Here is a 23,797-nt window from a genome sequence, read left to right as displayed (position 1 = left end):
CCCCTCTTTTTAAACAAACCATAAAGAGGGGGCTTTTTTGTACTTATTTGTATGAAATACAACATGAAAGAGAAAAGCAGAAGAATCCATTCGGATTCTCCTGCTTTCTTCATTTGCTTTTCTGCAATTCAATGTCACTGTATGCCAAAGTCATTGTTATTCCACATATCATCATCTGGGATCTGATCGCTATAGCCAGGGTCAGATGTAGTAGAATCCGCCGGAGTCGTTGGCTGGTTCGGATCTGTTGTTCCGCCGGTATGAGACAGATTGCAGGTTTCATTTACATTGATATCCAGTTTTCCTTCAGGAATGGTTGTCGGCTTGCCTTTGATATTACCACTGCTGTCTACTGCAAGAACAACCTGCATAGTCGAATCTGTAGGGCAGTTCGGAGAAGCAATTTTTCCGCTTTCCGTGCAGACAATATAAGATTTATGCATGGTGCAGGTACCGCTGCTATCCCCCTTGAAATCGGTGGTTACATAGTCGGAATGGGTACCATAGCCGTAGTAATCACTGTTGCATAATTCTGTAGGTGTCAAGCCTGTTGCCGAACAGTAAGAACGTGTTGTCAAACCGTCAGGTTTTTCAAATTCCTTATTTTTCAGCCCCTGGTCGTAATGGATTTCAGTCATAACAGTTTTCCAGATCCGCAGATGGGCATTATTTGCATTTTTGATTTCCTTCTGCGTATCATACCCCATCCAGATCCCTGCGGTATAATAAGGCGTATATCCGTAGAATGTCAGGTCAATGGTTTCATTTGTTGTACCTGTTTTACCGGCTACATTCATACCGCTGATGGCAGCCTGTGTACCGGTGCCTTTTGTAATAACATCACGCATCATATCTGTCAGCAGGAATGCTGTGGTTTCTTTCAGAACTCTATGGGTTTCCTGATCGCTGTTATCCAGCAGAACGTTGCCGTCGTGATCGTAAACCACTGTATAGAACATCGGTTCATAATACGTGCCGCCGTTGGCAATGGTTGCATATGCCGCAGTTTCTTCCAGTACAGAAACCCCTTGGGTCAAGCCGCCCAATGCTGTTGTGGCTGCCTTGTCTCTTTCGTCGATTGTTGTAAAGCCAAAATCCAACAGATACTGATATGCTGTATCCGCACCGACCATCATAAAGGTCTTGACTGCAAGAACGTTCATGGAATGCCAGATACCCTGGCGAACCGTTGTAGGGCCGATATACTTGCCATCCCAGTTTTTAGGAGACCAGCCGCCATATGTGACAGGCTCATCGACGATAATCGAGCCAGGCATCAGTTTGCCGGTATCAATGGCAGGTGCATAAGCCGCCAATGGTTTCATGGTGGAACCTTGCTGACGCAATGCCTGCGTTGCACGGTTGAAAACAGAATCACCGGGCTTTTCACCGCGTCCGCCTACCAGTGCTTTTACTTCCCCATTGCTCTGATCCATGATGACCATAGCCGCCTGCAAAGATTTGGAAACGGTCAGGTTATCCAGAACCAAAGTATGGGTATCATCCAGCAGTTCTTCCTTTACGGATTCTACAAAAGCATCCACTTCTTCCTGGCTGGTCGCAGTCGTTTTCTTTTCATAGTGGGACTGATTGCTGCTTTCATCGGGATTTTCCGTATCCAATACAGAAATCAGATACGTTACATCCAAAGAGCCATCCCCTGCGGGGAATAGATTATCATTCTTCATGGCAGCTTCTGCAGTTTCCTGCATACTGCTGTCCATTGTAGTATGGATTTGCAGACCGCCGCTATAAATCAGGTTGGACGCCTGGGCTTCGGTCATATTTTTCTTTTCTACTAAGTCCTCTTTGATCTGCTGTACAGCTGCTTCCACAAACCAGTTGTGTTTTGCATTGCCTTCTTCTTCCTGTTTTTCCTTGCAGACCAGATGCCCGTAAACATCCTCCGCTACAGCAGCATCATGTTCTTCTTGGGTAATATAGCCCAGTTCCAGCATTTTCTTTAGAACCGTCAGCTGACGATCGCGACTTTCTTCCTCATTCACATCCGGTGCATATTTGCTGGGGTTCTTTGTAATACCGGCAATACATGCAGATTCTGCCAAGGTCAGTTCGCTGGCATGCTTGCCGAAATAATATTGAGCCGCAGATTCCACACCATGAAGCCCATGGTGCAGCGCCAACGTATTCAAATACAGCTCCAGAATGTATTTCTTTGCCTCCTCTTTGGAGCCCAGCTGTTTTTCCAGCGCATTTTCCAAAGAGACTGCCAGATACTGTTCTTTTATCTTTCTGGTAATACTCTTCTCATTGGTCAGCACTTCATTTTTGATGACCTGCTGGGTCAGGGTACTTGCCCCCTGAGAGAAGCTCATGGTCTTTATATTTTCCACCATGGCACGCATGATGCCGCGTATATCAATACCGTTATGTTCATAGAACCGGGCATCCTCAATAGCGACGACCGCATTCTGCATATTTTTGGTGATTGCGGAAAGCTTGACATACTCTCGGTTTTCCGATCCATGAAGTTTATCTACTGCTTCCCCATCGGCATCATAAATCACAGATGTGTAGGAATCCGGCATGACATCGGAAGTATTGAGCATGTCTGTGCTTTGTAGAATGCCAAAGACCGTACCTAAAACTGCACCTGCCACAGCAAAACCAATTACCACTGCAACAACCAGCAATACTTTCCCGATCTTGCCGCTTACAGTACGTTTCTTTCTACGCTTTCTGCGTTTTTTCGCTGATGTATTTCTGGAGGATGAGCGGTTGGTCCTCTGCGAACTGCTTCTGCCGGTAGAACTACTTCTGCCGGTAGAACTGCTCCTTCCGGAAGAGCTGCTTCTGCCAGAAGAACTGCTTCTTCTGGAGGCTGAATTGCTTCTGCTTTCGGAACCATCCGGGGGTCTCCTCCTATGTTGAGATTCACTCATAGAATAAAGCCTCCTGTTTGTTTTTTTCATTGCTAAACGGCCGGAAATAAATCCGGAAACCATTCCTCTACAAACATTATACTTTTTGATTATAACAAATTTTTGCTTCAAAAGAAAGATATTTTCACAAATGGAATCTGATATCTTTCATAAGCTTTGTTTATTTTTTCTTTAAGATGGATAAAATACCGTCTTTTTGGTAAAAAACATGTTTTCTCTTCTCCGTTCATATCATTGCAAAGGGAGGGGCTGCCTATGTGGAAAAAGCGAAGAAAGCGAAAAAATAAATCTTTACTTTTCTTTTTATGTATTTTATGTTTGTCCTTCCTGTTGTTTTCCTTCCTGGAAAATCGCTTTCTGCCTCCCTTAAAAGAGATTTCCCATATGCAGTGTAAGGCTTTGGCAAACCAGATCATTGATAAAGCAACGATAAATATCCTGAATGATACGGATTTTTCTACTGCCTCCCTTCTGATTCGTGAAGAGGACGGAGAAGGCTATACGGCAAATACGGCTTTGGTGAATCAATTTTGCAGCCGGCTTAGTGCAGACGTAACGCAGGGCTTGCAGGATTTGCCAAAGGAAGTGATTCGTATTCCCCTTGGCGCAGCCACCAAATGGAGCTTTTTTGCCAATCTAGGGCCAAAGATTCCTTTTACCCTTATTCCTATGGGCACAGCAAAAGTAGATTATGAAACGGCCTTTTCTTCTGTGGGCATCAATCAGATCAATTATAAAATTTGGCTGAATCTTTCCATGGAAATTAAAATTGTTAACCCTCTCTACCAAGAAACTTTGACTATGGAACGAAAAATCATGCTGGCTGATCTGATCTTCAGCGGGAAGATACCGGAACATTATTTTCAAATGAGCCGACCGAACGAATATCTATTGACAGAATGAACAAAATGCTAGTATGATAATAGGTAATGAGTTTGATTTGATACGGAGGTAATGACAATGATTAAAACATTAAATGAATTTTGGAATGAAGTTGCTTCGATTTGCTATGACAGCAGTGAATATGGCATGATCGCGCAGATCCGTTCCCAGTTCAGAACAAACGAAATCAATAACTTTGTAAACACTTTTCTGCCTGGCACAGAAATCCTGAAGGATGGCAAAAACGGTGCTCCTGTTGTGATGAGAGGGAAAGCAGAGGATGATAAGGGGATGACAGGTGCAGAAGAAATCGACTTCCATGGCCTGCAGCTGTTTGATTATTCCGATACCAAAGGCGACTGGATGATCGTTACATTCCCGGATATAGAAACATTGGAAAAACATCTCCTGAGCGAAGGCGGCGCGCTGAATTTCTTCTCCTCTTATATGCTGGTGTTTGAAGATGGTGTTTATAAACCCTTTGAAATCATGTTTAACGGCGATAATGACACTGTAGTTCCTATCGATAAGGATTCTATGGATACTCCTTTGGATATCAACGCTATGCAGGGGCGCATCTGGGTTAGATGGATGGATCCCAAGGAATTGGAACCCCTGACAGATGAAGAAGTGGAAGCTTATAAGCGTTCTATCGGGAAATAAAATAAAGTCCTGATCAGAAATCTCATCAGGGCAAAGCAATTTGATTTTTGTGATAAAAAGAGCACCCAATCAGGGTGCTCTTTTTTGCTCAATGCAGTTTTTCATGAAAACGTCTTTCATATTCTTCCGCCAGTTCTCCCCTGAAATCAGGATGGGCAATCGCGATAAGGGCTTTTGCCCTTTCCCGCAGGCTTCTGCCCCAAAGCTGGGCAATACCATATTCTGTAATGATATAATTCACTTCCGTGCGCGGGGTAGTCACAACGGCATCCCGGTCGATAAAGGGGACGATTTTGGAAATCTTCCCGCCGGCTGCCGTGGATGGCAGCGCGATGATGGCCCTGCCCCCTCTGCTCATAGTTGCGCCGCGGATAAAGTCCACCTGACCGCCAACGCCGCTGAACTGCATTCCTTTTACCACTTCCGCATTGACTTGCCCCATCAGGTCTATTTGAACAGCAGAATTGATGGAGACCACATTATCATTCTGAGCGATCACATAGGGGTCATTGACGTAATCTACGCCCCGCAGTTCAAAGCAGGGATTATTATCCAAAAAATCATATAGTTTTTGGGTACCAGCCGCAAAAGTTGCAATGCTTTTCCCTCGATTGATCTTTTTCTTCTTATTATTGATAACACCATTTTGGATCAGATCTACAATGCCGTCAGACGCCATCTCTGTATGCAGGCCAAGGTCTTTTTTTTCTTTCAGGAATGCAGCTGCTGCATCCGGGATACCGCCGATTCCCAACTGCAGTGTATCCCCATCTTTAACCAAAGATGCACAATATTCTCCAATTTTCCGTTCTACATCTGTAATGACAGGAGGCGCCAGGATAGGAAGGGCGGTATCTTCTTCTACGATAATATCAATATCCCGCAGGTGGATAAAGGAATCCCCCATGACACGAGGCATATTTTTATTCATTTGTGCTATAATGAGTTTCGCAGAATCCAGGCATGCAGGCACATGATCGATCCCTAACCCCATGGAACAATAGCCATGTTCATCCGGTTCAGAAACAGAAATCAGAAGGACATCCACACCGCCCCGCTCCTGCAGCATTCTGGGGTATAAATGAAAAAAACAAGGAAGATATTCCCCACGGGCCTCCGCCACAGCCCCTCTTGTGCTGCCTCCCAGGAAATAGCCAAAAAAACGCAGGTGCTTTTCCATCCCCGGTGCAACATGAGGTTCTTCTTTTCGCAGAGAAAGCATAAAATGCATATCTACATTTTCAAAAGCTGCCGCATTCCGGGCCAATGCATCCACTAACGCGTAGGGTTCAGAGCCCACATGGGCAATGGAAATGGTATCTCCGGATTTAATATGAAGGACTGCTTCATCGGCAGTCAAGATTTTTCCATTGTAATTTTGTTTCCAATTCATTTGATACATCCTTTCTGATTTTAAAAGTTCGTCAAACTACAATTTTAGCATATCATACTTTTTCAGATAGAACAATCAAAGGAATCTTATGTACGACAAAAAAGGCATACCCTTTCTGAAGCTGTTGCTCACATGGGGTATGCCTTTCATTCAACTATCGGAAAAAATGCTTAGCCTTCCTGTACGAAGGATACCAGCAAGTCGCCCTGGTTTACTTTTTCTCCTTCTTTTACGTAAATCTTATCAATTACGCCATCTTGGTTTGCAACGATAGATGTTTCCATCTTCATTGCTTCTACTGTCAGCAGAGGCTGATTCTTTTTCACTTCTTCGCCTTCTTTTACCAGTACCTTGGATACAGTACCGGGGATAGAAGAACCAAGGTGGAAAGGATTATTCTTATCTGCTTTCAGCTTACCATCGCTCTTTACTTCCAAATGTTTATCCAGAACTTTGATTTCACGCATAACGCCGTTGATTTCAAAAGTCAGAGAGCGGAAGCCTTCCGCATTCGGTTCAGACATATCAATATATTTGATCAGGATATTTTTCCCTTCGCCGATTTCAATGGAAGTTTCCTCCCCTTTTGCTAAACCAAAGAAGTAAACATCACTGGTCAGCTTAGAAACGTCTGTATAGTATTCCCAGTGTTTGCAGTAATCATCATATACCTTGGGATACAGGGCATAGGAAATGATATTTCTGGGGTTGATGGATTTCATAGAGTGTGCTTCCAGCAGGTATTTTTCAATGGCTTTCAGGTCTACAGGTTCCATCAAAGCACCGGCTCTGCCTTCGATGGGTTTCTGCCCTTTCAGAACGATTTTCTGCAGTTCTTCGGGGAAACCGCCTTCAGGCTGACCGATATTTCCCAGGAAATAGTCCACTACAGAATCGGGATAGGACAGTTCCGCACCTTCTGTCAGGATATTATCTTTTGTCAGGCCGTTCTTGGACATGAAGATGGCCATATCCCCTACTACCTTGGAAGAAGGTGTTACTTTTACGATGTTGCCCAACAGGTCGTTTGCCTGTTTATACAGATGTTTGATTTCTTCAAAGTTATCAGCGGAGCCCATGGCTTTTACCTGAGCCAGCAGGTTGGAATACTGACCGCCGGGAATTTCATATTTATAGATTTCTGTATTAGGGGTCTTCATTTCACTTTCAAAGCCGGTGAAAATCTGACGTACGCCTTGATAATAATGGCTCAGTTCTGTCAGCTGGTCAGGATCCAGGCCAGTATCTCTTTCTGTGCCCTTCAGGGCTTCTACAACAGCATTCATGGAAGGCTGAGAGGTCAGAGAGGACATAGACTGGATAGCCAAGTCGGCAATATCTACGCCTGCTTCTGCGGCCATCAGCACTGTGCTGACACCATTACCTGTTGTATCATGGGTATGCAGATGCAGAGGAATGTGCAGTTCTTCCTTCAATGTGCTGAACAGTTTCTTCGCTGCATAGGGTTTCAGCAGACCTGCCATATCTTTAATGGCGAAAATATGACAACCCAAAGATTCCAGTTCTTTTGCTTTGCGCACATAGTAATCCAGTGTATATTTTGTTTCGTTGGGATCAAGGATATCGCCGGTATAGCAGATAGCACCTTCTACGATCTTGCCTGTTTTCAGAGCTTCTTCAATGGGCATCTTCATATTTTCCAGCCAGTTCAAGCTATCGAAAATACGGAATACATCCACGCCCCGTTCCGCGGAAACCTTAATAAATTCCCTTACCACGTTATCGGGATAGTTTGCATAGCCAACGGCATTGGAAGCACGCAGCAGCATCTGAATCAATGTGTTAGGCATTGCTTTGCGCAGCTGCTGCAGACGAAGCCAAGGAGATTCCTTTAAGAAACGATAGGCAACGTCGAAGGTAGCACCGCCCCATGCTTCTACGGAGAAGGCGTTTGCCATGGCCATGTTGGTTGCAGGAGCCGCAGCGATCAGGTCATTGGTACGCAGGCGGGTTGCCATCAGGGACTGGTGTGCATCACGCATGGTTGTATCTGTTACATAGAGACGTTTTTCTTTCAGCAGAGACTGTGTAAATTCTTTTGCGCCCATTTTCAGGAAAGCATCCCTTGCCCCTTCTACAGGAATGGTAGAGCCATCTTCTGCTTTCCCAAAAGAAGGCACGATGATGGGGTCAAATTCGGGCTTTTTGCCTCTGGATTCGTTTACGATCTGATTGCCAATAAATTCAGCAATCTTGCTTGCTCTGTCTTTCCCCAGAACGATATGGAACAGTTCGGGTGTTTTTTCGATGAATGTTGTGGTGCATTTCCCGGCATTCCAGGTTTCGCTCTGCAGTACGTTGATGAGGAAAGGAATGTTGGTCTTTACGCCGCGGATACGAGTTTCTTTCGCAGCACGAACAGCTTTTCTAGTAACCCCAGCAAAGGTTCTGTCATGGGCAATGATCTTAACCAGCAGGCTATCGTAATAAGGCGTTACTTCTGCACCTGTATGGGCTGTGCCGCCGTCCAGACGAATGCCATTCCCTGCAGGAGAACGATATACGCTGATTTTGCCTGTATCGGGCATGAAATTATTCGAAGGATCTTCTGTTGTGATACGCAGCTGAATGGAATAGCCATTGCATTTTATATCCTCCTGAGAGCCAATGCCGATTTCAGGCGCACTCAGAGGGTAGCCTTCTTCAACCAGGATCTGTGCCTGAACAATATCAATGCCTGTTACTTCTTCTGTTACCGTATGTTCTACCTGGATACGGGGGTTCATTTCGATGAAATAATAGTTTTCATCGGCATCAACCAGAAATTCCAGTGTACCGGCGTTTTTATAGCCTACATATTTAGCCAGACGAACGGCATCAGCCAGAATTTTTTCCCGAACAGGCTGACTTACTGTGAAAGCAGGTGCGAATTCCACTACTTTCTGATGACGGCGCTGCACGGAACAGTCACGGTCGAACAGATGAACCACGTTGCCATATTTATCCCCCAGCACCTGTACTTCAATATGCTTAGGGTCACGCAGATATTTTTCTACGAAAATTTTATCATCGCCGAAGGCCTTTTTTGCTTCGTTTCTTGCTTCTTCAAATTCCTTGGGCATTTCCTCAGCGGAATTTACAATACGCATCCCACGGCCGCCGCCGCCGTTGGAAGCTTTCAGCATAACAGGATAGCCTACTTTCTGGGCAACATCCATAACTTCATCCAGGCTTCTGACAGCATGGTCAACACCGGGAATGATAGGCACATTACATTCGATGGCCATTTTTTTGGAAGAAATCTTATCGCCCATTTTGTACATAACATCTACATTAGGGCCGATAAATGCGATGCCGGCTTTATCGCAGGCTTCTACAAAATCAGGATTTTCGGAAAGGAAACCATAGCCGGGATGGATCGCATCTACCCCCTTCGCCTTTGCGATTTTGATGATATTATCGATATCCAGATAGGCATCCAAAGGACCCTTTTCCGGGTTCAGCATATAGGCCTCATCGGTTTTTGTGCGGAACAGCGCGTATTTATCTTCTTTGGAGAAGATACCGACTGTCTGAATGCCCAATTCATTCAGAGCACGATACACACGAATGGCAATTTCGCCGCGGTTTGCAACCAGTACTTTTTTGAACTTCTTAATTTGTACGTTCTGCATGGGTAATACCTCCTTTTCGTTATTTGTATATAACGCTTTATTTTCAAATGCTATTTTAGCTAAGTTTACCAAAGCATAGTTTCTCCCTATTATAATACAGGAATCCCTATTCGTAAACTAAAAAATCGTTTAGCTTCTCATAAGAAATACTTATGTCTATATATCATGGACAAATGCAGTATTTTTTTATTTATTTCCTTTTTTTACAAAGACATCCTTTAGAAGTTGTGACAAAAATTTTACTTCAACCACCTGGATATTCTCTAAAGGAATGTTTCTCATCCCTCCTGCAGGAATGAAAACTTTTTCAAAGCCCATACGATCCAATTCTTTTACACGGCTTTCCATAGAAGGGACACGTTTTAATTCTCCCGTCAAGCCGACGTCTGCAATAAATGCCCAATCCGCAGGGATAGGCTTATCATATACAGAGGATGCAATACTCATCAGAACAGCCAGATTTGCCGCCTGCTCTTTTAAATATAAACCACCTGTTGTTTTGAGTACAACATTTTTATCATAAAGCTTGATACCGCCCCGCTGTTCTAAAATGGAGATCAAGGTATTCATGGTATCTTTCTTCATGGTCTCGCTGATACGGGAAGGATATGGCGTAAAGGAAGGAGAAACCAGGCTTTCCACTTCCGCAATGACAGGTCGGGAACCTTCCTTCAGCACTGCAATGGCGCTGCCGGAAACATTGTCTCCCTTTCCTCTCTTTGTTACAAAATATTCAGAAGGATTATCAATAGAAGCCAAGCCGGTTTCTGTCATGGTAAAAAAGCCCATTTCCCCTGTACTGCCAAAACGGTTCTTCGTTACCACCAGGCAGCGGAGTTCATCTGCTCCTTCGCCTTCCAAAACCAGAACTGCATCCACCAGATGCTCCAAAGCACGGAGCCCGGCAATTTCATCACTTTTATTCATCTGCCCGATCATCAGGACGGCTCTGGGGCGTTTCTTATTCTTTGCCTGTGCCACCAATGCAGAGGCACATTCCATGGTCTGGGTAGGGTTGCCTGCCCGGGAAGGCAGAAATTCTGCCAAAGAGAAAGTCTGGATACTATCCAATATCATGAAATCGGGATCTATTTCCGTGATAGCATCCAGCACCCGATCCATAGAAGTATCTGATAAAATCCAGATATTTTCTTCAATCTTTTCCAAAATACGATCTGCCCGGCTTTTGATCTGTCCGTTGCTTTCTTCCCCGGAAGCATACAGAACCCGATAGCCCTGTTTTGCCAGAGCCGAAGCTACCATCAGGGAAAGCGTGGATTTCCCACCGCCAGGGGGAGATGTGATGATCGTTACAGAATCACGAACGATACCGCCGCCCATGACACGGTCAAATTCTGTGATTCCTGTCAAAAGACGCTGATTATTTCCGGTTTCTACTTCATATAAACGTGAGATTGGCTGCTTTGCGGCAGGTTTTGTGATCTTTCCGCCACTTTTCACTTCTTCTGCCTGTTCTATGGTATTCCATTCCCCGCATTCTGGACATCTGCCCGCCCATTTTGGGCTTTGATATCCACAGTTGATACATCTGTAAACTGTTTTGACTTTCATTGATCCACCGAACCCTTCTGTTTTGGCAAATTCTTTTGTCTCGCTATGAAAGGAACCAGATGATCAATTAATGTTACAATCAATCTTTTACGGCAGATGAGCCGCTTCACAGAACATTCATAGCAAAAAGTGGGCTGTAATCAAGATTACAGTCCACTTTGGTGTACATTAACCGATTTTTTCGATTGCAACGGAGGGTGCGTTATTTTGCAGCTCTACGCTAAAGGTTACCTTGCCTGCCAAGTTTGTTTTCATTTTTCCAACGTTTACATCGTCGATTAAAATTTTATATTCTGTTTCAGGTTCCAGTTCCATTGTGATCTGAATATCTTCTGCACCTTCGACAGTAAAATGTGCGCCTTTTTCATTCATTTCAAAGTTATGTACGGTAGCGCCGGGAACTGCTTCCAGAAGCATTTTTCCATTTTTTTCCAGCTTTGTGATTTCCTTAAAGGTTTTTACTTTATAAAGATCACCATTCACTTCGAAATCCAGAACTTTTTTCTTTTCATCCATCAGGTGATTGCCGAAGCTGATTGCACCATTGTCTTCCTGTCTGATCAATTCTTCAATTACTGCCATTTCAGTACCTCCCAGTCGTTTCTCTATTGTGTTTCGTTTGGGCAGTTCAGAGGAAGGAACTGCCGCAAACTGTTTTGACCTTATTTTGTTCATACAGCCTAACAGCGGTATATTATTATTAAGTATATCACAAAATAGGTTTTTGGTATAGTCAAAATTTTCAAATCTTTTGAATAAAATTCAGTATTATTTCACAACACGGAAGCTGAAACCATTGGCCTTGAGCCCTACAGAAACCTTATCTCCAGCCTTGAAATTTCCCTGCAAATATTCTTCCGCAAAGGCATCTTCAATCTTGGACTGGATGGCACGGCGGAGGGGTCTTGCCCCATAGGCCTTATCATAGCCTTCTTCGGCGATCTTTTCAATGGCTTTCTCTGTGAAAGAAACAGTAATATTCATATTTTCTTTCACACGTTTCGCTAAAACATCTGTCATCAGTTTTACGATTTCCACGATATCTTCTTTTTCCAAGGAATGGAATACAATGATATCATCGATACGATTGAGAAATTCAGGCTTAAAAATATTTTTGATCTCATCCAGAACGCCTTTTTTCATTATCTCATAGCTTTGTTCTGCTGTTTCTACGCTGGTAAAGCCAAGGCGTTTGGGGGCAGCGATATTGCGGGCACCGGCATTGGAAGTCATGATGATGACAGTATTTTTAAAATCGACTTTTCTGCCCTGTCCATCGGTGATATGCCCATCATCCAATACCTGCAGAAGGATGTTGAATACTTCGGGAGATGCCTTTTCAATCTCATCAAAAAGAACAACGGAATAAGGATTGCGACGCACTTTTTCGCTGAGCTGACCGCCCTCTTCATAGCCTACATAGCCCGGAGGAGAACCTACCATACGGGATACACTATGCTTTTCCATATATTCGGACATATCAATCCGCACCATGGCATTTTCATCCCCAAAAAGGGCTTCTGCCAGTGCTTTGGAAAGCTCTGTTTTCCCGACACCAGTAGGGCCAAGGAACAGGAAGGAACCAATGGGTCTGTTGGGGTCTTTCAGGCCGACACGCCCCCGGCGCACTGCCTTGGAAACGGCCTTCACCGCCTCTTCCTGACCGATGACTCTTTTATGCAGGGTCTCTTCCAAACGCAGCAGACGCTGGCTTTCTTCTTCCTTCATGCTCTGCACTGGGATACCTGTCCAGCGGGATACCACTTCTGCCACATCATCTTTGGTAACAACCGGTTCTGTGTCATGCCCTGTTTCCCATGCTTTTTTTGCTTCCTTCAGGCTGATCCGCAAGGAATCCTGGGCTTTTTTCACTTCTGCCGCTTTTTCAAATTCCTCTGTTTTGATGGCAGATTCTTTTTCTTTTTCCATCTCTGCAATGCGCTGTTCCAGTTCCTTCACAGATGTCGGCGTTGTATAAGCACGCAAACGCAGACGGGATGCAGCTTCATCGATCAGATCGATCGCCTTATCCGGCAGGAAACGATCGGAAACATAGCGGGCAGAAAGCTTTACAGCCGCTTCCAATGCTTCATCGGAAATAGTAACTTTATGGTGCATTTCATATTTATCCTTTAAGGCAGTCAGCATCTGAATGGCCACTGCTTCTGTAGGTTCTTCCACACGAACAGGCTGGAAACGACGTTCAAAGGCAGCATCCTTTTCGATATGCTTACGGTATTCTTCCAAGGTTGTGGCACCAATCAGCTGAATCTCGCCCCTTGCCATGGCAGGTTTCAGGATATTGGAGGCATCGATGGCCCCTTCTGCCGCACCTGCGCCGATAATAGTATGAATTTCATCTATGAACAGAATGATATTGCCATCAGCACGGACTTCATCCAGTGCTTTTTTCATGCGTTCTTCAAATTCCCCACGATATTTTGAACCGGCAACCATGGCAGAAAGATCGAGAGAAATAATTTTTTTATTTTTCAGGGTATCAGGAATATCCCCTTCGGCAATTTTCTGTGCCAGACCTTCTACGATGGCCGTTTTCCCAACACCAGGATCACCGGTCAGGCAGGGATTGTTTTTCGTTCTGCGGCTTAAAATCTGGACGATACGTTCGATCTCACTATCTCTGCCGACGATTGGGTCAAATTTCCCCTTTTTCGCCAGCACAGTCAGATTTCTGCTGAATTTATCCAACGTTTCTGTGGCAGATTTTTCTTCTTTTTCGGGATTGCTGTTCATTCCCATGGCTCCAGCAGTCTGCCCTTCACTTTCCCCCAGCATCATCATGATTTCCTCATACAGGCGCTGGATATTCACCCCCAGACCCGTCATAATCTTCACAGCAATGGTATCTGTTTCCCGCAGCAGCGCGATGAGGATATGCTCTGTGCCAACGTAATTTGTCCCCATACGCAGGGCTTCCTGAGCACTCAGGTCAATTACCCGCTTTGCGCGAGGAGTAAAATCTGTAGGAATATAGAAATTTATCTTTTCTTTATTCATTTCGGAGATTCGTTCCATCACTTGATGATAGGTTACATTTTGCCCCTCCAAAGCCATTGCGCCCACGCTTTCCTGCACCAGCGTCAGCCCCAGCAGGATATGCTCTGTGCCAATATATTCATTGCCCAGCTTCGCAGCGGCTTCCTTTGCCCTCACCAGAACGTCTTTTGCTTTTTTTGTATATTTGCCTTGCATTTTTTTCACCTTCCTTAGCCGGTTTGTTAGCCAATCAAAGTTGTGATTGCTAATTTATGAGAGAAAATAAAAGAACGAAACCGTCCTCTTATTTTTGTTATGTTCCATTACAAAATTGCATTCCTTTTCGCTGTAAAACAACGATCCGTGCTTTCAGTGGATACCCGCAGACAAAGTCTGTGGATATTATATACCATAATACTAGAAAATGCAAAGAATACTTTATGCCTATTTATTACAATTCCTTTAATTCCTCCGCAAAAATAGAAAAAGGCTCTTTTTCAGGCTTTGCCGTAAAGAAGAAAGGTGCTTTCGTTTTCGGATGTACCCCTTCCAGCTGATAAGACCAGAGGGCAATCTCTGTTTTTCCTCTTTTGGGGAAGTTTTTATGATATTTTCTGTCACCCCAGATGGGAACGCCTGCATGGGAAGTCTGCACACGAATCTGATGATGTCTGCCTGTTTCTAATTTGATTTCCGCCAAGGTCAGCCACCCCATATCCGTTTCCTGCTCAGCGATTCTTGCATAGTGTAAAATTGCTTTTTTTGCTCCTTTTCTATCCTTAGAAACTACTTCGGAAAGATTCGTTCTGGCGTTTTTCAAAAGATAATCCTCCAAAATCCCCTGTTCCGCAGGCAATCTTCCGCAGAGAACCGCCAGATATTTTTTATGCAGCCGGCCTTCCTGCAAATCTTTGGAAAGGCTTGCCTCCGCTTCCTTTGTTTTCGCAAAAAGCATCACACCGCCTACGGGCCTGTCCAAACGATGCAGCAGCCCCAGCGGTTGTTTCGTATAAGCTTCCAGTTGGGAAAGTAAATCAGGATCCCCTGTTTTATCTGCCTGGGAAGGCATGCCCTGGGGTTTCACCACAGCAAGAATAAAGGCATCTTCAAAAAGGATATTCATTTTATTCCACTTCCTTCCAAGCTGCTGCGCTTTTGGGCGGCATGGTCAGTTCTGCAAAGCCATTCTTCACAGGACACTGGAAAGCAAAATCTGTAAAACCATCCCGATTGGTCATCAAACAATTTTCCAAAGAGCCTTCCAATTTCATGCCGGCTTGCCAAACGGGAACAGAAATGCTCTTGCTTTCATCAGTATTATTCAAAACAATGAGAAATTTTTCTTCTCTGTCAAAACGTCCGTAAGCGATTACGCCATAATCACCATAGAGCTGCTTCAAAGAGCCATGCCGCAGGACAGGATTCTCTTTTCTTAAATAAATCGCTTCTTTATGAAACGCAATCAGTTCTTTCTCTTCCCTGCCCCAAGGATAGGTACGGCGGTTATCCGGGTCTGTCCAGCCCTCAAGCCCTGCCTCATCTCCGTAATATACAGTAGGAGCGCCATTCCATGTCATTTGCAGAAGAACTGCCTCCCGAAATACTGCCGGATCAATGTCATTGGATGCAGCCGCAGAGCCTTCTGTTTGTAATCTGCCAATATGACGGTTTGTTCTGGTCAGAAAACGGGAATGGTCATGATTGGAAAGCTCATTCATGGCCGTTGCAATGGCCTGCGAAGGCAGCTTGCCCATCTGATAGCTCATGGTTCCCCAGAATACATCGGCATTGTTATACATATCATCCCGCTTTTCCGTACTGTGCTTGGAAACGCCTGTTAAAAACCATGTGACCGGTTCCATAAACGCATCGTAATTCATGATAGAATCCCATTGATCCCCCTGCAGCCAGCTGGAAGCATCGCCATAGTGTTCTGCAAGAATCAGTTTATCCGGAGAAACTTTCTTTACAGCCTTGCGAAATTCCGACCAGAACTTATGGTTAAATTCCGGTGTTTTACCCAAATCCGCAGCTACATCCAGTCTCCAGCCATCCGCATGGAAAGGCGCGGATACCCATTTTTTCCCGATTTCCAAAATTTCATTTTTCAGCTCTTCGCAGCCTTCTTCGTTCAGCTTGGGGTGATTCTCATAGCCCCACCAGCCTTCGTAGCTGCCATCTTCATTCCAGTAGAAATAATCACGATACGGGCTATCCTTATGATGATAAGCACCTTTTACCGTTCCTTTGTAAAAGCCTTCTCTATCCAACCATTTATGGAAAGCGCCGCAATGATTGAAGACGCCATCCACAAGCACCTTTATGCCTCTTTCATGGGCTTTTTCCACGAGTTGAGCAAAGAGTTTATCTGAAGCGGTCAAATTTTCTTCTCTGGTCGTTCGTGTCGCATACATAGTTGCCCCCGTGTTATTTGTGGCACAGCTGCTCAATACTTTGCCGCCATCTATAACGATTTTTCCCAGATGCGGGTCGATATGATGATAATCCTGGGCATCATATTTATGATTGCTGGGAGAAACGAAAATAGGATTAAAATAGAGCACTTCTACCCCCAGATCTTCCAGATAATCTAATTTATCAATGACCCCCTGTAAATCGCCGCCGTAAAAATGGTTCACATCAGTGGCTGTAGGAAGCGTATCCCAATTTTTGACATGCTCTGCCATACGCTTCAGGTAGACATATTCATTGGTTCTGACGTCATTAGTAGGGTCCCCATTACAGAAACGATCAGGATAAATTTGATACATGACTGCACCCTTTGCCCAATCGGGAGTCTGATAATCGCGAAGGATCTGAAATTCCCCTTCGTTTTTGAATTCATCAAAATATCCATATTTTGTATAATATCCCACTTCATCCCCGTATTGTAAACGGAAGTAATAGGTTATTTTCTTTTCTGTGGGAGGCAAAGTTGTTTTAAAATATTCAAAAATGCCCTCTGTTTCCCCTTTTTCCATCAGATATTCTCTCTCTTCTGTGCAGAGAAATACAGCAGAGAACGTCCCTTTGCCTACACGGATAGAAATTTCCACCGCATCAGCAGACAGCGGTTCCGGGGGAAAACGGAATTGCTTTGTTTCATCACTATATACAGCCTGGGCACGGAAATCGCTCTCAGTCACTGATAAGCCGGATGCTATGTGCTCTGGCATAAATGACACCACCTTCATTTTTTATTGATTCGTTTTTTATTATAGTTGTTGAATGTATACCATGTCAAATAGAAGCCTCAAATTCTTGGACACAAAATGGCTACGCATGTGTTTTGCCCCGCAAATCTTCCTTTCAGCGAGAACATCCATTTAGTCGTAAAAATAGGCTACTCTAGATATTTCCTCTCAAAGCTGCCTTGCTCTGCTATTTCGCAAAATGAAGAAGAGCAGCCTGCCGATGGCTGCTCTTCTTCAAAAAGAGAAGGTATTTCTTGTTGGGTTTACGTGGCAGAAATGCCACTAAGTTGGTGAAAATATTGGGGAGTTTTCACGTTTTTATTATAACATGTGGGATGGAAAATGTCCAGCAAAAAATGTGAAATCACAGAGAAAGCTTCACAGAAATAGAAAACCGCCTGATTCTTTCCATGCAAAAGCAGAGTTCTATCACGTAAAGCGTTTACGGAATAAACGTATACGCACAGCAAAGCCATACGCATGATAATTGCCTCTAGCTCATATAATCCGATAAAAGTTTTGCCAGATTTTCCTCCCCTGTAACCCTCAAGCCTTCTCTTATTTGCCTTGCATCCCCCTCCGGCAAAGTAGAAATGGGCAAATCCGTCCGTTCTTTCAAGTGGACTGCTTTATTTCCATCTTCATAAAAAACTGCCAGATATCCATCATCCTCTCCAAGGATAAAGGATTCGCTGCTCATGCCTTCAATGCTGCAGCGCAGAATCACTCTTTCCGGGGAAAACAAAACTACCTGCCAGCCATTATAAATACTTTTTAACTGTTCCAGATTCAAGCCCTGAAGAAAATCGGGGGCAGTCTCTATCTGTTCCTTGGTTACACGGTCGCTGGTATAGAAATATTGATAGATCATCTTTGTTTGTGCATTGATCTCTTTTTCAGTTTGAAGGACATTTCTGCTGCCATCCCCTGCCGCCATTTCTCTATCTCGTTCCCCTATCCACAGGGAAATATAATACCCTGCCAGAAGGCAGAGCAGAAAGCTGGACAGAGCTGCCACTGCTATCGCTTTTCGCATATTACCACCTCTTGGAAAGAGTATGGACAGAAAAAAGAAGTTTTATACAACGCATAAAAGCCTTAGACCATTGATGATCTAAGGCTTTTTCGGATGCTGAAAAATCTGCATTTATAGATTTTCTTTATTTCAATATAATCTCAGGTGGACAGGAATGCCATTCTGATATGTGCAGGGCAATTCTCCCTGAATCAAAGGAAGCAGATACTCGATCATTTCCTGCGTTACATCATTGCCGGCCGCATTGATCCATTCATCCGGTACCGTTTTTACCTGATTTGCAATTTTATCGATTTCGACAAAATCGATTTCAAAACGATACGGCTTTGTGGAAATCCTGCGGAGGCACGCCATTTTGCCTGTGCCGCCGGAAATCGCATAATCGGCAGCGGCAGCACCGATCAATCTTGCTTCATAAATATCCGCAGCGGAAGCCACATGGGACGCACAACGCTGCATGACATTCAGCTCGATGCTTCTTACCTTACAGCCGATTTCAAAACGGAGAATCTCTTCCAGATAGCGGGATGCACCAGCCAAAATCTTATGTCCAAAGGCATCTGCTGCCCGGTCAGACAAACTGTCTGTTACATAATTCCCCTCTTCATTTTTGATGCCTTCACTGACAGCGATGATAATGGAATGTTTTTCTGCCATTTTCTCTCTAACATCATCCAGAAACTGATCTACACAAAAAGGTCTTTCACACAAGTAGATCAAATCAGGAGCGGAATCCCCATTCAACCTGCCTAAAGCAGAAGCGGCTGTCAGCCAACCTGCATCTCTGCCCATGATTTCAACAATCGTGATGGAAGGCTGTGCATATACATTGCAGTCGCAGGCAATTTCGGACATTGTTGTCGCCACATATTTTGCCGCGGAGCCAAAGCCGGGGCAATGGTCTGTTTCCATCAGATCGTTATCAATGGTCTTTGGCGCACCAATGATCTTGATATCATCGATATGCATCCGTTCGCAGAATCCGGCCAGCTTATGAACAGTATCCATGGAATCATTCCCGCCGATATAAACAAAATAACCGATATCATATTTTCGGAATATCTTGATAATTTTGTCATATTCAAAGGTGCTTTCTTCCCAATGGGACAACTTCATGCGGCAGGAGCCCAGCGCAGAAGAAGGTGTCTGGCACAAAAGCTGTAAAGTTTCCGGGTCTGCCAGTTTGTCGTTCAGTTCAATCAATTTATCTGTCAGGATACCCATGATACCATTTTTTGCACCGTAGATTTTATTGATCTTTTTATCTGAAAGCCCCTTTTCCACAACGCCCACCAAAGTAGCATTGATAGCTGCGGAAGGACCGCCGGACTGTGCGACCAAAAGATTTTTCATAGTAAACTTCCTTTCCTATCCCCAAAAGATATTCCTCATTTGTTTCTTCTTACTACGTTCATTATAGCACTTTCCCCCTTGAATGCAAGGCATGAGATCAGGCAAGAATCAGTTTCAAGAAAAACAGGAAAGCAATGATGACGATGACAGGATTCAGTTCGCTCTTTTTGCCGCTGAAGAATTTCAGCAGTACATAAGACAGAACACCAAATACCAGACCTTCGGAAATGCTGTAGCATACGACCATCATCAGGATCGTCATAAATGCAGGGAATCCTTCTGTATAGTCAGAGAAATCAATGGCTGTTACGTTTTCTGCCATCATCAGGCCAACAACTACCAGCGCAGGTGTTGTTGCAAAAGAAGGAATCGTTGTCAGAATGGGAGAGAACAGCAGTGCAATCAGGAACAGAATGCCTGCTGTGAAAGCTGTCAGCCCAGTTCTGCCGCCATCGGAAACACCGGAAGCGGATTCTACGAATGTGGTTACTGTAGAAGTCCCCAGAACGGCACCACATGTGGTAGCCAGAGCATCGGCAAACAGCGCACCTTTAATTCTGGGCAGTTTGCCATCCTTATCCAGAAAGCCGGCTTTTGTAGATACCCCGATCAATGTACCTAATGTATCGAACAGATCAACAAACAGGAATGCAAAGATAACAACAATAAAATCGAAAACAGAAACGCCGGAAAAGCTCAATTTACCTGCAATGGGCGTAATGCTGGGAGGTGTGGAAACGATACCTGTAGGAATCAGGGAATATACCCCTGCTTCTACGTCCACCACATAAATCCCTGCAAACTGGCAGATAATGCCCAGCAGCCATGTGATCAGAATGCCAACCAAAAGAGCCCCTTTCACTTTTCTGATAACAAGCACCAAAGTGATAACGGTACCAATCAGCGCCAGTGCAACGGATACGGATCTTACATCACCCAAGCCAACGCAGGTAGCAGAATTGTTGACAACAACGCCTGCATTCTGCAGGCCAATGAAGGCAATATACATACCAATCCCAACACTGACTGCTTTTTTCATATTTGCAGGGATAGCATTGAAGATGGCTTCCCGTACGTTGACTGCCGAAAGGATAATAAAGATAATACCTTCGACAAATACAGCTGCCAGCGCTACTTCCCAGCCATATCCATACTGCGCGCATACAGTATAAGCGAAATACGCATTCAGCCCCATACCGGGAGCCAGTACAAAAGGATAATTGGCAAAAAACGCCATAAAGAAGGTACCCAGGGCTGCGGCAATACAAGTTGCTGTCAGCAGCGCGCCATAATCCATCCCCGTAACAGACAGAATGCTGGGGTTTACGACCAAGATGTATGCCATAGTCATAAAAGTTGTTAAGCCAGCCATAATCTCGGTTTTCGCAGTTGTTTTGTTTTCTTTCAGTTTAAAACATTTTTCGATGAAACTCAAAATATTCCCTCCTCTTTGATAAAAAGTTTGATAAAAAGATAATAAAAGATAAAAACCAAATACAGTATACCTTTTTTTCCAAAAATCCGCAAGATACTCCTTTCTCTTTTCCAATTGGAAGGATAAAAATTTTTATCCTCCGAAAATTTGACTTTTTCCTAAAATATTTTAGCCTTTTTCATGGAAAAATACACTTGAGATTGCCGTTTTCTCTTGTCAATCCCCAGTGCCTATGATAATATAAATAAAGTAAAGATAGACAGACGAACCGTCGGCTGACCGACGGTTTTCCTATTTTCAATACAAAAGAAATTTTAATGGAGGGATACGATGAATCAAGAAATGATCCTCATTCTGGACTTCGGCGGTCAGTATAATCAGCTGATTGCCCGTCGTGTCAGAGAGCACCATGTGTACTGTGAAATCATGCCTTGGAAAAAATCCTTGGAAGAGATCAAAGCGAAAAATCCAAAAGGCATCATCTTTACCGGCGGCCCCAACAGTGTTTATGAAGAAGGTTCTCCAAAGGTTGACCCTGCGCTGTTTGAACTGGGCGTTCCCGTACTGGGTATCTGCTATGGCTGCCAGTTGATGGCCTATACACTGGGCGGCAAAGTTGGCCATGCTGCAGAATTGAGTGAATACGGCAAAGCAGAAGTAAACTTTGATACCACAAGCAAACTGCTGAAAGGCATCAATGCCAATGAAATCTGCTGGATGAGCCATACGGACTATGTAACAGAACTGCCCGAAGGCTTCCGTGTTATCGGCACAACACCCACTTGCCCTGCTGCCGCTATCGAATGTGAAGCAAAAGGCTTCTATGGCGTACAGTTCCACCCCGAAGTAAACCACACACCGAAGGGTACTGAAATGATTCGTAACTTCCTGTTTGAAGTTTGTGGCTGCAAAGGCGACTGGACCATGACAAACTATATCGAAGACCAGATCAAACGGATCCGCGAACAGGTTGGGGATGGCAAAGCGCTTTGTGCCCTTTCCGGCGGCGTAGATTCCAGCGTAGTTGCCGCTCTGGTTTCCAAAGCCATCGGCAAACAGCTGACTTGCGTATTCGTTGACCATGGCCTGATGCGTAAAAATGAAGGCGATGAAGTAGAAAAGATTTTCGATGGTTATTTTGATTCCCATTTCGTAAGAGCAAATGCACAGGAACGTTTCCTGGGCAAATTGAAAGGCGTAACAGACCCCGAACAGAAACGGAAGCTGATTGGGGAAGAATTTATCCGTGTATTTGAAGATGAAGCAAAGAAAATCGGCAAAGTGGATTTTCTGGTACAGGGCACCATCTATCCCGATATCATCGAAAGCGGCCTGGGCGATTCCGCAGTCATCAAATCTCACCACAATGTAGGCGGCCTGCCCTCTGTTGTTGATTTTGAAGAGCTGATCGAACCTCTGCGCCTGCTGTTCAAGGACGAAGTTCGTCAGATGGGTCTGGAATTGGGTCTGCCTGAATATCTGGTTTGGAGACAGCCCTTCCCCGGTCCTGGTCTTGGTGTCCGTGTCATTGGCGAAGTAACAGAAGAAAAGGTTGCTATCCTGCAGGATGCCGATGCTATCTTCCGCGAAGAAATCGCAAAAGCCGGCCTGGACAGAGAAATCAACCAGTATTTCGCTGTTATCACTGATGTTCGTTCTGTAGGCGTTATGGGCGACTTCAGAACCTATGATTATACGATCGCTTTGCGCGGCGTTACTACAACAGACTTCATGACAGCTGACTGGGCTCGTATCCCCTATGATGTTTTGGATAAAGTATCTACTCGTATTGTTAATGAAGTGAAACATGTGAATCGTATCGTTTATGATATCACCTCCAAACCACCCGCAACAATTGAGTGGGAATAATAACAACAACCCCGCAAAGCCTTGATTTTCAGGGCTTTGCGGGGTTTATTTTTTTTGTGTGCTACAAAAATGCTACACTTTTCATCAATTTTTAGTAAAAATAGGTTTCAATTTTTTCTGATATATGATAGCATATTTATACTAAATATTTGTTTATGAGGCTGTCTTTTTCATCGAAAATCTTCTTAAAAAACAATTTCTGTACCTCCAAAATAGTATAATTAGTTTTAATAATTTATATTATATCGTTTTATATTTTTACTATAATATTCGAAAAGAGGTGTATCGTTATTTTTAAGTCCTTCCATTAAAATTTTTGTTAGCAATATCTTCGGCTCCCGAAACCAGTATCACCACCGACATTTTTACTGCGATAGTAAATAATGAATTCTCCCATCATTTCCCGATAAGTTATTTCCTCTAACTCAGACAACTGCTCTAAACATACTGCAGGTATTCTCTGTTTGATGCCATTGTTCCTCCTTTATTTCCAGTCTTTCAGTAGAAACCCTTCAACCCAGCTTTCGGAAAACGACAGCCTGCTCTTTCATTAAGATTTTTTCTACTTGATACCCATAGTTCACTCTTTTTCGGAAAAAATTATCTCTTTCTTATACCCTTTCGGACGATAGTTTTAATTTTCAGGATTCTGTGGGATGAGAAGGGCAGCAACAATATACACCAGAATCCCGCTGCAGCCTATCACACAGAATGCAACCCACCCCAGACGCACCAGCGTAGGGTCCACCTCAAAATATTCTGCAATACCGCCGCAAACACCGGCAACCATTTTATCAGCATTGGATTTATAAAGATAACGTATAATTAGTTTCGCAAATTCAATTTCATAAAAATAGACATGGTC

Annotated in this window: 15 protein-coding genes and 1 pseudogene; 3 read left to right on the top strand and 13 right to left on the bottom strand. The window is 44.0% G+C overall.

The window, feature by feature from the left end:
• Positions 1–134 precede the first annotated feature (134 nt).
• Positions 135–2,903, bottom strand: a complete 2,769-nt coding sequence (locus ACI39P_RS00220; protein ID WP_439718703.1) for a PBP1A family penicillin-binding protein — start codon at positions 2,901–2,903, stop codon at positions 135–137.
• A 255-nt stretch (positions 2,904–3,158) separates the two neighbouring features.
• Here ACI39P_RS00220 and yunB point away from each other — a divergent pair, with 255 nt between their 5' ends.
• Together yunB and ACI39P_RS00210 are read left to right on the top strand one after the other, a co-directional pair.
• On the top strand, positions 3,159–3,806 hold the full coding sequence (gene yunB / locus ACI39P_RS00215; protein WP_439718702.1) for a sporulation protein YunB: 648 nt from the start codon (positions 3,159–3,161) through the stop codon (positions 3,804–3,806).
• Positions 3,807–3,863: 57 nt separating this feature from the next.
• Positions 3,864–4,448, top strand: a complete 585-nt coding sequence (locus ACI39P_RS00210) for a hypothetical protein (protein ID WP_439718701.1) — start codon at positions 3,864–3,866, stop codon at positions 4,446–4,448.
• Positions 4,449–4,536: 88 nt separating this feature from the next.
• On the opposite strand, the gene ACI39P_RS00205 is transcribed toward ACI39P_RS00210, so the two are convergent.
• The 10 genes from ACI39P_RS00205 to ACI39P_RS00160 form a co-directional block, all read right to left on the bottom strand.
• Positions 4,537–5,841, bottom strand: coding sequence for an acetyl-CoA hydrolase/transferase C-terminal domain-containing protein (locus ACI39P_RS00205; RefSeq protein ID WP_439718700.1), 1,305 nt, complete (start codon positions 5,839–5,841; stop codon positions 4,537–4,539).
• Positions 5,842–6,011: 170 nt separating this feature from the next.
• Positions 6,012–9,476, bottom strand: a complete 3,465-nt coding sequence (locus tag ACI39P_RS00200; protein ID WP_439718699.1) for a pyruvate carboxylase — start codon at positions 9,474–9,476, stop codon at positions 6,012–6,014.
• A 186-nt stretch (positions 9,477–9,662) separates the two neighbouring features.
• The gene (gene radA / locus ACI39P_RS00195; RefSeq protein WP_439718698.1) at positions 9,663–11,048 is read right to left on the bottom strand and encodes a DNA repair protein RadA; all 1,386 of its coding nucleotides are present in this window, start codon (positions 11,046–11,048) and stop codon (positions 9,663–9,665) included.
• 168 nt (positions 11,049–11,216) lie between these two features.
• Entirely contained in the window at positions 11,217–11,630 is a 414-nt protein-coding gene (locus tag ACI39P_RS00190; RefSeq protein WP_439718697.1) for an endosialidase, read from the bottom strand.
• A 186-nt stretch (positions 11,631–11,816) separates the two neighbouring features.
• Positions 11,817–14,261 carry an AAA family ATPase gene (locus ACI39P_RS00185; protein ID WP_439718696.1) on the bottom strand — a complete coding sequence of 815 codons (2,445 nt, stop codon included), beginning with the start codon at positions 14,259–14,261 and terminating at the stop codon, positions 11,817–11,819.
• 235 nt (positions 14,262–14,496) lie between these two features.
• Positions 14,497–15,168 (bottom strand): pseudouridine synthase, encoded by a 672-nt coding sequence (locus ACI39P_RS00180; protein WP_439718695.1) that lies wholly within the window; start codon positions 15,166–15,168, stop codon positions 14,497–14,499.
• Position 15,169: 1 nt separating this feature from the next.
• On the bottom strand, positions 15,170–17,221 hold the full coding sequence (locus ACI39P_RS00175; RefSeq protein WP_439718694.1) for a glycoside hydrolase family 13 protein: 2,052 nt from the start codon (positions 17,219–17,221) through the stop codon (positions 15,170–15,172).
• Between the two features lie 511 nt (positions 17,222–17,732).
• Positions 17,733–18,275, bottom strand: coding sequence for a hypothetical protein (locus tag ACI39P_RS00170; protein ID WP_439718693.1), 543 nt, complete (start codon positions 18,273–18,275; stop codon positions 17,733–17,735).
• Between the two features lie 129 nt (positions 18,276–18,404).
• The gene (locus ACI39P_RS00165) at positions 18,405–19,628 is read right to left on the bottom strand and encodes a 6-phosphofructokinase (RefSeq protein ID WP_439718692.1); all 1,224 of its coding nucleotides are present in this window, start codon (positions 19,626–19,628) and stop codon (positions 18,405–18,407) included.
• A gap of 97 nt (positions 19,629–19,725) precedes the next feature.
• A complete protein-coding gene (locus tag ACI39P_RS00160) occupies positions 19,726–21,000 on the bottom strand; it encodes a solute carrier family 23 protein (RefSeq protein WP_439718711.1) in 1,275 nt (424 codons plus the stop codon).
• Between the two features lie 393 nt (positions 21,001–21,393).
• Here ACI39P_RS00160 and guaA point away from each other — a divergent pair, with 393 nt between their 5' ends.
• The gene (gene guaA / locus ACI39P_RS00155) at positions 21,394–22,932 is read left to right on the top strand and encodes a glutamine-hydrolyzing GMP synthase (protein ID WP_439718691.1); all 1,539 of its coding nucleotides are present in this window, start codon (positions 21,394–21,396) and stop codon (positions 22,930–22,932) included.
• Between the two features lie 352 nt (positions 22,933–23,284).
• On the opposite strand, the pseudogene ACI39P_RS00150 reads toward guaA, so the two are convergent.
• Positions 23,285–23,406 (bottom strand): annotated as a pseudogene (locus ACI39P_RS00150) (TfoX/Sxy family protein); the annotation flags it as partial.
• 160 nt (positions 23,407–23,566) lie between these two features.
• Positions 23,567–23,758 (bottom strand): PspC domain-containing protein, encoded by a 192-nt coding sequence (locus ACI39P_RS00145; protein ID WP_439718710.1) that lies wholly within the window; start codon positions 23,756–23,758, stop codon positions 23,567–23,569.
• Positions 23,759–23,797 lie beyond the last annotated feature (39 nt).

Source organism: Anaerotignum sp. (genome assembly GCF_051877975.1).
GTDB lineage: Bacteria > Bacillota > Clostridia > Lachnospirales > Anaerotignaceae > Anaerotignum_A.
The sequence above is the reverse complement of the archived record's forward strand: the minus strand, read 5'-3'. Positions and strand labels throughout refer to the sequence as shown.